11 protein-coding genes are annotated in these 15,108 nt (G+C 65.6%); 4 read left to right on the top strand and 7 right to left on the bottom strand.

Translation table 11 applies throughout. The annotated features are described in order from the left end of the window. Positions 1–100: 100 nt before the first annotated feature. From QEN71_RS10675 to QEN71_RS10685, 3 genes are all read right to left on the bottom strand, one after another. A complete protein-coding gene (locus tag QEN71_RS10675) occupies positions 101–640 on the bottom strand; it encodes an A24 family peptidase (protein ID WP_201649073.1) in 540 nt (179 codons plus the stop codon). A gap of 109 nt (positions 641–749) precedes the next feature. Continuing rightward, entirely contained in the window at positions 750–932 is a 183-nt protein-coding gene (locus QEN71_RS10680) for a Flp family type IVb pilin (protein ID WP_201649072.1), read from the bottom strand. A gap of 49 nt (positions 933–981) precedes the next feature. Next, complete coding sequence (locus QEN71_RS10685) at positions 982–1,164, bottom strand: Flp family type IVb pilin (protein ID WP_201649071.1); 183 nt, start codon at positions 1,162–1,164, stop codon at positions 982–984. Between the two features lie 1,018 nt (positions 1,165–2,182). Between QEN71_RS10685 and QEN71_RS10690 the strand changes: the two genes are divergently transcribed. The 4 genes from QEN71_RS10690 (at position 2,183) to QEN71_RS10705 (ending at position 8,712) form a co-directional block, all read left to right on the top strand. Then, on the top strand, positions 2,183–3,688 hold the full coding sequence (locus tag QEN71_RS10690) for a sigma-54-dependent transcriptional regulator (protein ID WP_201649070.1): 1,506 nt from the start codon (positions 2,183–2,185) through the stop codon (positions 3,686–3,688). Positions 3,689–3,819: 131 nt separating this feature from the next. Further along, complete coding sequence (locus QEN71_RS10695; RefSeq protein WP_201649069.1) at positions 3,820–5,430, top strand: DHA2 family efflux MFS transporter permease subunit; 1,611 nt, start codon at positions 3,820–3,822, stop codon at positions 5,428–5,430. Positions 5,431–5,539: 109 nt separating this feature from the next. Continuing rightward, on the top strand, positions 5,540–5,881 hold the full coding sequence (locus QEN71_RS10700; protein WP_201649068.1) for an NIPSNAP family protein: 342 nt from the start codon (positions 5,540–5,542) through the stop codon (positions 5,879–5,881). A gap of 215 nt (positions 5,882–6,096) precedes the next feature. Further along, positions 6,097–8,712 (top strand): mechanosensitive ion channel domain-containing protein, encoded by a 2,616-nt coding sequence (locus QEN71_RS10705; RefSeq protein ID WP_201649067.1) that lies wholly within the window; start codon positions 6,097–6,099, stop codon positions 8,710–8,712. A gap of 18 nt (positions 8,713–8,730) precedes the next feature. Here the strand turns inward: QEN71_RS10705 and QEN71_RS10710 are convergent, their stop codons facing one another. The 4 genes from QEN71_RS10710 to QEN71_RS10725 form a co-directional block, all read right to left on the bottom strand. Then, positions 8,731–9,219 (bottom strand): SRPBCC family protein, encoded by a 489-nt coding sequence (locus QEN71_RS10710; RefSeq protein WP_201649066.1) that lies wholly within the window; start codon positions 9,217–9,219, stop codon positions 8,731–8,733. A gap of 16 nt (positions 9,220–9,235) precedes the next feature. Next, on the bottom strand, positions 9,236–11,509 hold the full coding sequence (locus QEN71_RS10715; protein ID WP_201649065.1) for an ATP-dependent DNA helicase: 2,274 nt from the start codon (positions 11,507–11,509) through the stop codon (positions 9,236–9,238). Continuing rightward, positions 11,506–13,212, bottom strand: coding sequence for a VRR-NUC domain-containing protein (locus tag QEN71_RS10720; RefSeq protein WP_201649064.1), 1,707 nt, complete (start codon positions 13,210–13,212; stop codon positions 11,506–11,508). Before QEN71_RS10720 ends, QEN71_RS10715 begins: the two co-directional genes overlap by 4 nt. Before the next feature lie 71 nt (positions 13,213–13,283). Continuing rightward, positions 13,284–14,876, bottom strand: coding sequence for an MFS transporter (locus QEN71_RS10725; RefSeq protein WP_201649063.1), 1,593 nt, complete (start codon positions 14,874–14,876; stop codon positions 13,284–13,286). Positions 14,877–15,108: the final 232 nt, after the last annotated feature.

Here is a 15,108-nt window from a genome sequence, read left to right on the forward strand (position 1 = left end):
CTGTCTTCGCCTGCTGTCCGCCGTTCGCCCGATGCTGTTTTTGTCGTCCTGCCCTGATTCGCCTGCTTCCCCGTCCTCGTTGCTTCTTTTTGTCGTCGCGTCACACGCTCGCAAACAGCGAGAGCATCGTGCCGACCGCGATGGCCACCCCGTATGGCAGCGTGCCTGCCGTTGGCCGTCTCGTTCGCGTTGCCTCGCCTTCGCGCGGCCCGCCGCTCGCCGGCATCGATACGTCGATCAGCACGGCGGCCATGTTGTGCAACCCCGCGCGCATCTGCCGATGCCGCAGCATCTCGACCAGCGCCCACACGCCGCCGACCACACACACCATCAGCGCCGCTTCGAACGCACCGCCCGCGCCGCAGAAACAACCGGCTGCCGCCATCAACTTCACATCGCCCGCGCCCATCATCCGCAGCAGATAGCCGGGCAACAGCACGGCGCCGCCCGCGAGCGCGCCGCCCAGCCACGCCTCTATCCCGTCGATTGCGCCTTGCAGCGCGCACTGCACGACGAGCCCCACGCCGAGGCCGATGACGACCAGCCAGTTCGGGATGCGCCGTGCGTGAAGGTCGTAGATCGCTGCGATCGCGACCAGCGACAGCACGCATGGACCAACCGGAAAAGGCACGCCGTTCATCGAAAACTCCGTTGGTTGAACCGACTTCGTGGTGGCCGCTGCCCGCCTCGAAAGGATGGGGCGTCGAGGCTGGCGGCGGTCAGGATGATGCGAACGCGATACAGCAGGATCAGGCCGGTTGCGTGATGCCGACCAGCTTGTCCTTGACGTAGCCGAACACGCGATCGAGATTGGTACCGATCAGCCCGACCGTCGTGATGATCGCCACCGCGATCAAACCGGCGAGCAGCCCGTATTCAATTGCCGATACGCCGTCTTCTTCGCGCAGAAAGTTCTGGATTGCGTTTTTCATCGTGTGCCCCGTAGAAAGTCGAATGGTTTCGAACGCGACGTGCTCAGGATCAGGCCGGCTGCGTGATGCCGACGAGCTTGTCCTTGATGTAGCCGAAGACGCGGTTGAGGTTGGTGCCGATCAGCCCGACCGTCGTGATGATGGCCACTGCGATCAGCCCGGCCAGCAGGCCGTATTCGATCGCCGACACGCCGTCTTCTTCGCGCAGGAATTGTTGGATTGCTTGCTTCATGGTGTCCCCCGTAGAGAGTGAGATGTCACATGGACATTGCGCCCCGTGCGCGCCGTCCGGCAAAACCCGTCCGTCTGGACGGAGTACATCTGGCTTGTGCCGTCGAAGGTGTCGTCATGGTCGCGAATGGTCGTACGTCGTACGAACCATTCGCGCCACTTTCTGCCGACGTCCGCCCCCCTTGGCTCCGCCGCCCCCACAGTCGCATCTGGCAAACCCCGGCCGCGACTGCGAAGTCCTGTGCCGCTGCCGGAGACTTCCTTGAGTGATGCTTTCCGGCTGCGGCGTTTTGTGTGACAGCCATATCGCAACGGCTATGCCATGCGGGCGCAAACCCTTGTCGCGCCGTGATCCCGCTGCCGAAGCTCACCGTTTTTCAGTGGCCCGCAGCACGCGATGTTGCGAACCCGTAACGTCCTTTCGATGCGAAATCTGCGTGTTCGCTCGACCGCACAGTGGCTTCGAGGCCGTAGAAAATTCTTTGGATCGGGCTGGAGAGGCCGATGAATGCGGGATTCCGGTCAGAACTACCGGTTCGAGGCTCGTGCCGCAGGGTGTCGCGGAGCGATTGTCAAATGTGTCGCAGAGTTGAGACTTGCGCGGCTGTGCGCCCTGAAATCCCGCTCAGCCTTGATAAACAAGGCGTTCAGCGATTCGGCGCGTCGCGACCGTGGGGAACTGGAGCGCGTTGAAGATCTTTTAAGCGTCGGTAGAAATTGCCCGATGCGTCCCTCTGCATCCAGATTTACGCTTATACAAAGCCACTACCCTTTCATTTATCTTTGTTTTGAATCCGTCATTCGTGCGACGATAGATTCGGTTTGCGAATCATCGATACACGGCACGAGCACACACGACATTGCGGCGCGCATGACCCGCATGTAGAAAAAACGAAAAACGCGCCGGTTCGCCGAGACGAACCCTCAATAGACCAACTGTTTTGCCGTAGTACAAGGATCACTGGCCTTGAGGCATCATGAGCGATGCACAAGGGCAACGTCCAACCCCCGGGGGTAACATGAATACCACTTGCACAACCGGCGCTTCCGACCGCACCGTGCTTTGTGTGGCATCGACGCCCGATGAAGCGCTCGCAGCCTTCCTCGCCGACGCCGGATGGCAGGTCGTGCACGCCCGCAACACGGCGGCCGCCGAAAAGCTGCTCGATCGCGGCGACATCAAGGTCGGTCTCGTCACGCTGCCCGACGACGTGACGGCGCAGCAGCTATCGGCGTTCGAAGCCTGCATGCGTCACGGCGAAGCGAACTGGATCGCGCAGATCGCGCCGGGCCAGGCCACCGACGAACTCACAAGCCGCTTCATCCTCGATTACTGCTTCGACTTCGTCACCGCGCCCTGTCTGAACGACCGGCTGATCTTCGCGCTCGGCCACGCGCACGGCCTGTCGAATCTGCGGCGCGCGAGCTTCCGGCCGCAGCCGTCGCTCGGCGCGCACGGCATGGTCGGCCATTGCGAGCCGATGCAGAAGCTGTATCGGCGGATCGAGAAATGCGCGCAGACCGACGCGCCCGTGTTCATCGCGGGCGAATCGGGCACGGGCAAGGAACTGACGGCGCGCGCCGTGCACGACGGCTCGACGCGCGCGCAGCAGGCGTTCGTCGCGATCAATTGCGCGGCGATCCCGCCCACGTTGTTGCAGGCCGAACTGTTCGGCCATGAGCGCGGCGCGTTCACGGGCGCGCTGCAACGCAAGATCGGCCGGATCGAACATGCGAACAGCGGCACGCTGTTCCTCGACGAAATCGGCGATATGCCGCACGAATGCCAGGCCGTGCTGCTGCGCTTCCTGCAGGAAGGCACGATCGAGCGCCTGGGCGGCAATACGCCCATCAAGGTCGACGTGCGCGTCATTTCGGCGACGCACGTGAACCTCGAAGCCGCCGTGAAAGACGGCCGGTTCCGCGCCGACCTGTATCACCGTCTATGCGTGCTGCGGCTCGACGAACCGCCGCTGCGCGAACGCGGCAGCGACATCCGACTGCTCGCCGACTATGCGCTCAGCATGTATCGGCAGGACGGCACGCACAAGATTCGCGGCTTCTCGAGCGGCGCGGTGGTCGCGCTGTCGAATTACGACTGGCCGGGCAACGTGCGCGAGCTGATCAACTGCGTGCGGCGCGCCGTCGTGATGGCCGAAGGCCGCTTCATCACGGAAGGCGATCTCGGCTTGCCGGAAGTGTCGAGCCCGCGCACGCGGACGCTCGCGGAAATCCGCACGCAGGCGGAAATCGAGGCGATCGAAGAGGCGCTGCGGCGGCACGGGCACAATCTGTCGGGCGCGGCGTCGGAGCTAGGCGTGTCGCGCGCGACGCTCTACCGGTTGATGAACGCGAACCGCATGACGCCCGACGCGAACCCCATGCGCCCGACGAGGCGCGGCACCGGCGAAGGACGCACCGACGGCGCGGACGGCTCGTCCGGTTCGGACAACCCCGACAGCACCGACGACGACGAGGCGGGCACACACCGGACGCGCGCCGTCGCAGCGGTATCGGCGGACTAGGCGGCTTTTTGCCGCCATTCTTCCCGTAGCCCGACGCGGCGAAACCAGCCGTTCAGCCACACGCTGAACGGCTGCTCGCGTAATGTGTCCATTGCATTGTCGAACGCACTGCAATGGAGCCGACGCCGCTCATGTCCGACCACGCTTCTCTCGACGGCAAGCGCCACCCGCCGCATGCCTTTCCCGCCCAGGCCAGCCCCTGCGACGATCTCGCGATCCGTGCGCACACAGCTGACGCGCTTCCTTGCCGCCACAAGCGCCTCGCCCTCGCCGCGACGATCCTCGGCTCCAGCATGGCGTTCATCGACGGCTCTGTTGTCAACGTCGCCTTGCCGTCCATCCAGACCGAACTCGGCGCGAGCGTCGCGGCGATGCAATGGGTCGTCAATGCGTATCTGCTGCTGCTCGGCTCGCTGGTGCTCGTCGGCGGCGCGCTGGGCGACAAGCTCGGGCGGCGCACGGTGTTCGTCGCGGGCATCGTGCTGTTCACGGCGGCATCGGCGGCCTGCGGGCTCGCGCCGGCATCCGGCGCGCTGATCGCCGCGCGTGCCGCACAAGGCGCGGGGGCCGCGCTGCTGGTGCCGAGCAGTCTCGCGATCATCGGCGCGGTGTTCGACGAGCGCGAGCGCGGCCACGCGATCGGCACCTGGGCCGGCTTCGGCGCGATCACATCGGCGCTCGGGCCGGTCGCGGGCGGCTGGCTCGTCGATGCGTTTTCGTGGCGCGCGATCTTCTATCTCAACGTGCCCATCGCGGTGCTCACGATTGCGCTCGCGCTGCCGTCGGTGCCCAACAGCCGCGATACGAGCGCGTCGCAGCGGCTCGACTGGGCGGGCGCGCTGACGGCCGCAGTGGGACTCGGCGCGCTCACATATGGGCTCACGCTCGCGTCGTCGCATGGTTTCGACGATGAAACCGTGCTCGGCGCGATCGCCGGCGGGCTGGTGCTGTGCGGTGCATTCGTCGCAATCGAGGCACGCAGCGCCGACCCGATGATGCCGCTCGATGTGTTTCATTCGCGAGATTTCAGCGGCGCGAACCTCGTCACGCTGCTGCTGTATTTCGGGCTCGGCGGCGCGCTGTTTTTCCTGCCGTTCACGCTGATCCGCGCGCACGGCTACACGGCGACGGAAGCGGGCGCGGCGCTGCTGCCCGTACCTGTCGTGATCGGCGTGCTGTCGCGTTTCACGGGCGGTCTCGCCGCACGCTTCGGCCCGCGCGCGTTGCTGACGGCGGGCCCCGTGATCGCGGCAGCGGGCTTCGCGCTGCTCGCGCTGCCGGGCTGGCTCGACATGGACCGCGCGCACTACTGGACGAGCTACTTCCCTGCGCTCGCCGTGCTCGGCCTCGGCATGACCATCACCGTCGCGCCGCTGACGACCACGGTGATGACGTCCGTCACTGCCGCGCGCACGGGCGTCGCGTCGGGCATCAACAATGCGGTCGCGCGGATCGCGAGTCTGCTCGCCATTGCGGTGCTCGGCATCGTGTTCGTCTGGTCGCACGACGCGGCGCTGTCCGAGCGGCTCGCGCAACTGCATATTCCGACCGATCTGCATCGCGCGGGCCAACTGCTCGCGCCCGACACGATGGTGGGCGCGCATGCCGTGCCCACGCGTATTGTCGATGCGCAATCCGATGCGATCGATGCAGGTCTGCGCGCCGTCGCGCTGGTGTCGGCGCTATGCGCGTTGCTGGGCGCGGCCTGCGCGGCGATGACGATACGCGGACAGCATCGCTGATGCATTTTGCAGCCAGAACACATCGACACTTCGTGCAAGCCTGAAACATCGCGCGCACCGGGTCGCAGATACTGACCGTCATCCATCCCACACGAGAAGGAAGCCCGACATGACGATCACCTGTTTCATCCGCTATCAGATCGATCCGTTCCAGCGCGACGCGTTCCGGCAATACGCCGAGAACTGGGGAGAAATCATCCCGCGCTGCGGCGGCCATCTGCTCGGCTATTTCCTGCCGCACGAAGGCACGAACGACATCGCGTGGGGCCTGATTGCGTTCGACAGCCTCGCCGCGTACGAGGCGTATCGCGCGCGGCTGCGCACGGATCCCGCATCGGTCGAGAACTTCCGCATGGCGCAGGCGAAGCGCTTTATCCTGCGCGAAGAACGGACGTTCACGGAAGTCGTCGAAGGGACGCTCGGCAAGCCGGCGCAGGCCGTTCGCGGCTGACTTCGCTGCTGGGCGCACGTCACGCTCCACGTTGCGCATCCGCATGAAAATACGCGCATCGCACGCCGATGATGCGTGCTGGATGGCCTGATTGCGCCCTTTGCGGAACTTATGGTGCGTTGCCGGAGTCGTTTTATTTTCAGTCGAAACGTGGTGGCTCCCGGCGCCGCATCGCGTCAAGCCGTACGCGCATCGCCGCCGCCCACCGGCCCTACATGCGCAAACTCCTCCTGATCTGTCTGCTCGCGCTCTTCTGCGCGCCCGCCTTCTCCGCCGTGACGGCCACGACGAGTGCGTCGGGCGCGTCCGCCACCACTGTCACGCTGACACCCGAACAGGCCCGCCAGGCGCTGCAGGTGCTCAACGACCCCAAAAAACGCGCGCAGATCGAAGACACGCTCACCGCGATCGCCGCCGCGGGCGTCCTCGCGACGCCTGCCGCGCCGGCCTCGGGCGCATCGGCGGCGGCCGCCACCGACAGCGCATCGGGCGCGAGCGCGACGACCGCGTTCAAGTCGAACGGGCTCGCGTCGCAGCTGGTGCGCCAGGGCGCGCACTGGTTCAAGCAGGGCGGCATGACGCTCAAGCGCTCGATCGCCGTGCTGCTCGATACGTCGTCGGCGCGCTACTGGTGGAACGTGCAGCTATCCGATCCGCACGAGCGTGGGAAAGTGTTCGGCGTGCTGCTCGCACTCATCGGCACGCTGCTGCCCGCGATCGCGCTCGAATGGCTGGCGCGGCGGCTGCTGCGCCGTGCGCGCGCCGCGATCATCGCGCGCCGCGAAGCGCGTGAGGCACGCGACAAGGCGCGCGAAGCGGCTGCCGATACTGCTGCTGCCACAGCCGCCGATACAGCCGCCACCGCGACCGTCCAGCCGGATGCCGCCGCAGCAGTTCCAGCGCCTGCAAAACCCGCCGTATCGATGTCGACGCCGCCTGCTTCTTCGTCGGCCTCATCCGACGCCCAGGCGGCGACACCCGACAAATCCGAAACACCCGACAACCAGCAAAAGGAAGCGCGCAGCAAGCGCCAGGCGGAGCATCACTGGACCACGCTGCAACGTCTGCCGAGCGCTGCGCTCCAGTTGTGTCTGCGGATGCTGCCGCTCGTCGTGTTCGTTGCCGCCGCGAGCGCGCTGATGTCGTTCTTCACCGACGACGGCACGATCCAGGACTCGGCGCTCAACGGTCTGATCGACCTGTACGTGATCTGCCGCGCGATCGTGATCGCCGCGGGCTTTTTCCTGCAACCCGATGCGCCGGGACTGCGTCTGTTGCGCCTGCCCGATAGCTGGGCGCTCTTCATGCAGCGCTGGGTGATCCGTGTGGTCAGCGTGATCGGCGCGGGCGGCGCGCTGATCGAGATCGCGACCGCGCTCGGCCTCAGCGACGCCGCGCATCTGCCGCTCGTCAAGCTGCTCGCGCTGGTCGGACACGTGATGGTGTCGATCATGATCCTGCAGTGCCGCGCGCCCATCTCGGCGCTGCTGCGCGAGCGCACCATCGACTCGTCGGTCGAATCGCAACGTCCCGTGACGATCCTCGCGCACGGTCTCATCGACATGTGGGCATGGGTTGCCGTGTTCATCGTGATGGCGCTGTGGTTCGTGTGGGCGCTCGACGTGCATAACGGCTACCGCACGCTGCTGCATCTGGGCGGGCTGTCGCTGGCCGTGCTGGTGGCCGCGCGCGTCGCGTCGATCGTGCTGTTCGGCGCGCTCGGGCGCGTGTTCCGCACGCAGGAACGCGACGAGGACCGCTCGCTGATCCATCAGCACGCGTATCGCTACTATCCGCTAATCCGGCGCGTGGTCTCGACGCTCGTGATCTTCATCAGCGCGCTCGTGCTGTTCCAGGTATGGGGCTTCGATGTGTGGCAGTTCTTCCGCCCCGGCGCGATCGGCCACCGGCTGACCTCGGCGGTCGTGACGATCTGCGTGGCCGCGATCGTCGCGCTGGTCGTGTGGGAAATCGCGAACGTGTCGGTCGAAAAGCGCCTTGCGCAATGGACGAAGAGCGGCGACCTCGTGCGCGCCGCACGCCTGCGCACGCTGGTGCCGATGCTGCGCACTGCACTGTTCGTCGCGATCGCGCTGGTCGTCGTGCTGACGGGTTTGAGCGAACTGGGCGTGAACACGGCACCGCTGCTCGCGAGCGCGAGCATCTTCGGCGTTGCGCTCGGCTTCGGTTCGCAGAAGCTCGTGCAGGATTTCATCACGGGCATCTTCCTGCTGATGGAAAACGCGATGCAGGTCGGCGACTGGGTGACGCTCGCGGGCGTCTCGGGCACGGTCGAATATCTGTCGATCCGCACCGTGCGTCTGCGCGGCGGCGACGGCTCGCTTTTCACGGTGCCGTTCAGTTCTGTATCGACGGTGAACAACACGAATCGCGGACTCGGCAACGCGGCCGTGCGCGTCAGCATCGCGTATGGCCAGGACGTCGATCTCGCGATTGCCACGCTCAAGGAAATCGGCGCGTCGTTGCGCGAGGACGATCAGTTCAAGGCGGGGATTCTGTCGGACTTCAGCTTCTGGGGTGTCGACGCCGTCGATGGCGCCTCCGTCACGCTCGCGGGTCAGATCCAGTGCCGCGACACGTCGCGCTGGGGCGTGCAGCGCGAATTCAACCGGCGCATCTTCGATCAGTTCCGCGCGAAGGGCATCGAGATCTCGAATCCGCAGCGCAGTATGCTGATTTCGTCGAATCCGGCCGGCAGCGGCGCGGAAACCGATGCGGGCGACGACGAACTCCAAGGCCCGCCGCGTCCGACTAACGCCAAGGAAAACACGCAGTCGGACAAGCCCGCGCCGAAGGCCGCGCGACACTAGGCACGCAAGCGCACTCCATCACGACGAATGCTCGATGCCCAGCAGCCTGGCATCGAGCAGACCGGCGAGCGCTTCGCCGCCCTGCTGCATCACGTAGTCGTGATTCCATTTGAAGAACGGGCGCGCGAGCGGCGCCATGAGGTTCATCCAGCCGCGCTTCGTGCGCACGCGCCATTCGTAGCGCACGACCGTCACGTTGCCATGCGACGCGAACTGCCAGCGCCCCGTACCCTCGACATCGCCGCACGCTTCGCCTTCGAGCACCGCAAGCGGCTCGATGCGCGTCACGCGCATGTCGAACGCGACGCGGTACGGCAAGCGTCCCTTCCACGTATAACGATGCAGCGCGCCGACGCCGTCGCTCGCGCCCGGCTCCACTTCGATCACGCGTTCGACGCATGTCCACCACTGCGGCCAGCGCGCAGGATCGTGGATCGCGTCCCACACGGCCTGCAACGGCGCGTCGACGCGCCAGATCGTCGTGAAGCGGTATTCGTCCGGGTGCACGGCCTGCCTCCCCTGTTCACTGCGTCGTTCCCACCTTCCACCAGCGCGGCAACAGCCGCCTGACATCCGCGCGCTGATAGCGATCGTCGATCAGATGCACGACGCCCTCGTCGCGTTCCGTGCGGATCACGCGCCCCGCCGCCTGCACGACCTTCTGCAAGCCCGGATACAGATACGCGTAGTCGTAGCCGTTGCCGAACTGCGCATCGAACGTGCGGCGCATCTGTTCGTTGACGTCGTTCATCTGCGGCAAGCCGAGCGTCGCGATGAACGCGCCGATCAGCCGCTCGCCGACGAGATCGATGCCTTCGGAAAACGCGCCGCCCAGCACCGCGAAGCCGACGCCCGCACCACCCGCAGCAAAACGCGCGAGAAACGCGTCGCGCGCCGCTTCGTCCATGCGCGGCGCCTGCGTCCAGATGGGCACGTGCGGATGCCGCTCGCCCATCGAATCGGCGACACGCTGCAAATAGTCGAAGCTGCTCAGAAAGCCGAGATAGTTGCCGGGACGCTCGGAATATTGCTGCGCGATCAGATCGACGATCGGCTCCAGCGAACGCTCGCGATCGCGCCAGCGTGTCGACACGCGATGCGCAACACGCACCTCCAGCTGCTCCGCCCTGAACGGCCCCTCGACGTCGAGCCAGCCTGTGTCGTCAGGCAGGCCGAGCATGTCGCGATAGAAGTGCTGCGGGCTGAGCGTGCCCGAAAACACGATGGTCGTGCGCGCCGCTGCATAGCGCGGTTTGAGGAATGGCGCGGGAATCACGTTGCGTACACAGATCGACGTAGCGGGCTTCGCGCGCGACGCGCCATGCTGCGATTCCAGCGTCACATCGACGATCGAATGATCGCCGAACTCCTCGACGAGCGACATGAAATGCAGCGCGTCGAAATAGAAACGCAGCGCGTTTTCATCGACGGAATGCGGCGCTTCCGCAAGCTGATCGCCAATCGATGCAATCAGATTCTGCACCGCCGACTGCAGCTTCGCAGGCACATCGGGCAGCACTTCATACGCGACATTGCGCTCGCGATTCAACGCATTCCACTCGCGATTCAAACGGTCGAACGGCTTTTTTAGCGCAGCGGGCACGATATGACGTGCGCCGCGAAACGCAGCCTGATCCAGCGTCGCGCTGTACATGCGGCGGGCGCGGTCGGGCAGATTGTGCGCTTCGTCGGCGAGCACGGCCACGCGCCAGCCGTTCAGCTGCGTGAGCGCATACAGCATTGCGCTGCCGTCGAAGTAGTAGTTGTAGTCGCCGATCACGACGTCGCACCAGCGCGTCATTTCCTGTGCGACATAGTACGGACAGACATCATGCGCGAGCGCCGCTTCGCGCACGGCCGCGCGGTCGAGCGTGCGCGCCTGCAAGGCCGTGTCGCGCGCGGCGGGCAAACGGTCGTAGAAGCCGCGCGCGAGCGGACACGATTCGCCGTCGCACGATTTGTCGGGATGCTCGCAGGCTTTATCGCGTGCGACGAGTTCGAGCGTGCGCAACGGCAACACAGATTCGCTTCGATGCAGCGATTCGATGGCATCGAGCGCGAGCGCGCGGCCCGGCGTCTTGGCCGTCAGAAAGAACACACGATCGAGATGATCCGCGCCGCACGCCTTCAACAGCGGAAAGATCGTGCCGAGCGTCTTGCCGATGCCCGTCGGCGCCTGCGCCATCAGACAGCGCCCGTCGCGCGCCGCGCGGAACACGGCGACGGAAAGCTCGCGCTGTCCGCTGCGAAACTCGCCGTACGGGAAGCGCAGCGCGTTCAGCGCGGCGTTGCGCGCGTCGCGATGCACTTCCTCGCGCGCGGCCCACGCGACGAAGCGCCCGCATTGATCTTCGAAGAATGCACGCAACGATGCCGCCGTGTGCTGTTCCGTCAGCACGGTTTCCTTCTGCTCGCCGATATCGAAGTAGACAAGCGCGACATCCAATTCAACGAGACCGCGCGCTTCGCACAGCAGATGCCCATACACCAGCGCCTGCGCCCAATGCAAAGCGCGATGATTCGCGGGCATCCGTTCGAGGTCGCCGCGATGCGTCTTGATCTCTTCGAGCCGGTTGAGGGCCGGGTCGTAGCCATCGGCGCGACCACGCACGGTCAGCCCGTGATGCGAACCCGTCAGCGTGATTTCCGTTTCGTAGCCGGACGCGCGCCGTGCTGTTACGACCTGATGCCCGGCGATGCCTTCGAGCGCCGACGGCGCGGGCGTGAAGCGCAGATCGAGATCGCCGCGCCGCGCGGTGAACTCGCAGAGCGTGCGCACGGCGACGACGTACGTCATGCCGCCTCCGCGTCGGTCTCGCCGGCGAGCATGCTCTCTTTCCAGCGGACATCGAGTACGCGCACAGGCATCTCGTGCTGCACGCAGTACGCGAGCCAGCGAATCTGGTTGTCCTGCAGACGATCGCCCGGCCCTTTCACTTCGATCAGTTCGTAGCGCCGCTCGTTCGGCCAGAAGCGGATCAGGTCGGGCAAGCCCGAACGGTTCGCGCGAATATCGACGAGCAGCCGTTCGAACCACAGCTTCAGATGCGCGGAGGGCAGGCAATCGAGCGCGAGCGTCAGCAGTTCGAGCGTGAGCATGCCCCAGAACACGAACGGCGATTGCAGACCGGCTTTCGTTTCGAAGTGCCGCAGAATCGTTGCTCGGTAAGCGCCGCTTTCGAGTTGTGCGAGACATGCGTCGAACTGTGCGGCGCGGCGCGTGCGGAAGTCGGGCGCGTGCAGATCGGCGGGACCGCGCTGGAACGGGTGAAAGAACGCTCCCGGCACAGCCGCGAACACGGGCTCCCAGCACAGCAGACCGAACAGCGAATTGATCAGCGCGTTTTCGACGTAATGCACGGGCGCGTCTTCCGTCGACAGATGGTCGCGCACTGCGTATTCGACGGCGATGGGCTCCAGCGGACGCGCCAGTTCCAGCATGCCACGCTGCGCGGCACGCGCACTGGCGGCTTTTTGCGCGGCAAGACCGAGCCGCCGTTGCAGCCGGGGCACGATGCGCGCAAGACGCTGCAGTTCTTCTTCGTCCTCGGGAGCGGCTGACGCATGCAGCGCCAGCGCGAGCGCCGCTTCGTCGCGTCCGGCGCGCTCCAGCACGCGCATACGCCGATGCCGCGCGCCCGGCCACGCGCAGCGTTCGTACACACGCAACGCGGTATCCCAATCGTGCCGCCGCTCCGCATGATGGCCGATCGCGAACAGCAGCTTCGCGCGTCGTAAAGCGAGCCACGCGTTGTGCTCAGTATCGATCGCATCGACGGCTTCGAGTAGCGGATCAAGCGCTTCGTCCGCCGTCAATTCAAGCGCTTCGCGGCACGCATGCAGCGCCAGATAACAGTCGACATCCGCGCGCTGCTGAAACGCCCGCGACGACGACTCGAACGCGACGCGCTCGTACTGGAACACGCCGAGATCGGCGAGCACGAACTCGGACCAGTCCTGATGCAGATTGCCGAAGAACATCAAACGGAAGCGCTCGCACATCGGCGCGACGAACACGCGCAACGCGGCTTCTTCCGTTGCGTTATCCCATTCGGTGTACCGCCGGGGCTGCGCGTGTGCAGGGTCCACGGCACGCAACGCTTCGAGCCATTCGGCCTTGCGCAAGCCCTTGAACTCAGGCGACGCGGCGAACGCGCGCTGCAACTCGGGACGCGTTGCGAGCGCAAACAGTTCGTCGAGCGACACGCCTGCATCGGCATCGACCCAGCCGAGCGCGGCGAGCGGCGCGGCCGCCTGCACGGGACAACCGATTTCCGCATACGCGAGCCGCCCGGTGCGAAACAGCGTGCCCTTGCGCATCAACATGCGTACGAGCAGCGCGCGCGACGCTTTCGGCAGACGCGCGCCGTCGCGCAGAAACGCCGCGAGAAACGCCTGCTCGCTGTCGTCGAGCAGATCGTCGTAACGCTCGGCGATCCACGCGAGCGCGCGCTCGAAATTCGACAGGTAATAGAACGGATCGGGTGCGTCGGTCGGCACGGCTATCGGACACTGAAGGGCTGTATATTTATACAGCCATCATAGCAAACCCGGCGGTCCCAGCGGCACCATCACGCGCTGCGCACTTCCGTTTCGGCGTACGTGACCTGCACGGCAGGCACGAACCACGCGAGACACAACCCGATCAACGCGGCGAGCGCCGCCACCGCGAGCCCGATGTGAATCGACGCGATCAGCGCGTCGCGCGCCATATGCATCATCGGATCGCCGGAATGGCCGGCCGCCACGAGATGCTCGATCAGCGCCGACTGCTCCGCGCGATCGACCAGCACGTCGGGGCTCGCGAACGACTTGAGCCATTGCGTCGCCTGATACGAGTCGAGCGAGCGGTTCACGCTCTGCGCGTACAGATGCCCGAGCAGCGCGCCCGTGATCGCCGTGCCGAGCATGCCGCCGAAAATCCGCAGCGACTGCATCAGCGCCGTCACCGCGCCGAGATGATCGCGCGCGACGATCTGCTGCGAACAGATGGTCAGATTGGTCGCGACGAGCCCAAGCCCGAGCCCGCTCACGCCCATGCACGCCATCCACACGACATGCGGCTCGTGGCCCTTGAACGTAACGAGCGCGAGACAGCCGATCACGAACAGCGCGAAGCCGATATGCATCAGCCCGTTCGCGCGCCGGATCCGCGTGACGATGCGGTTGTTCAGCACGCTGCCGACCGTCGTGCCGAGCAGCAGCGGCGTGATCAGCATGCCCGAATCGTGCGGCGACATCGCGTAGCCGCCCTGAAACAGCAGCGGCACGTAGAACACCATCGAAAACAGCGCAAAGCCGCCGAGCACCGACATCGCGAACAGCGGCGCGAGCTTGCGGTCGAGCAGCACGTCGACGGGCACGACGGGATAGCCCATGCGCTTTTCCCAGAAGTACAGCGTCAGGCCGCACACCGTCGTGACCACGAACAGCAGCACCGTCGTGCCGCTGACGCCTTCTCGTGGCAGCAGTTCGATCAGCAGTTGCAGCGCGCCGAACGTGACGGCGACGACGAACGCGCCGAGCCAGTCGAGCTGGATCGGCCCGCTCGTCTTCATGTGGCGCAGCTTCGGCACGAACAGCAGAACGAAGATCAGCGACACGATGCCGACGGGCACGTTCACGAAGAACACCAGCCGCCAGCCCTGCATCTGCGTGAGCATGCCGCCGAGCGTCGGCCCGACGATGTTCGCAATGCCGAACGACGACGTGACGAACACGAGCCAGCGCAGCCGCAGTTTCGGATCGGGGAACAGATCGGCGACCGTCGCGAACACGGTGCCGATCAGGATGCCGCCGCCGATCCCCTGCAAGCCGCGCGCGGCGATCAGGAACAGCATGCTCGACGCGAGTCCGCACAGCACGGACGCCAGCGTGAACAGCACGATCGCCGCGATCAGAAACGGCTTGCGGCCGTACAGATCGCCCAGCCGCCCGAAGATCGGAATGGTGATGACGGACGCGAGCATGTACGAGGTCGCGACCCACGCGTAGAAGTCGAAGCCCTTCAGATCGGCGACGATGCGCGGCAGCGCGGTGCCGACGATCGTCTGGTCGAGCGCGACCAGCATCGTGACGAAGGCGACGCCCAGCATCGCGAGCAGCGACTCGCGAAACGGCAACAATTGCCGGCCGGGATCGTGAGCGACGATGGCGGACCTCATGGCGTGCTCCACCGAAAAGCGTCCGCGCATGCCGCGGACCAGCATCCAGGCATCCTGCTCTAACGAGAGTGGTACTCGCGTTTGAAAATAGCAAGGCCAACCGGCGCGCATCGCCGGCACTTTCTCGCGCAAACCTTTGCTCGATGCCATTGCCGGCGAAATCCAGCCGGATCGAAGCGAATTGGCCTCAGGCCGCGAGCGCAGAAAAAAATGCTTTCAAAACAGGGCGCTA

It is taken from the genome of Paraburkholderia sabiae, from assembly GCF_030412785.1.
GTDB lineage: Bacteria > Pseudomonadota > Gammaproteobacteria > Burkholderiales > Burkholderiaceae > Paraburkholderia > Paraburkholderia sabiae.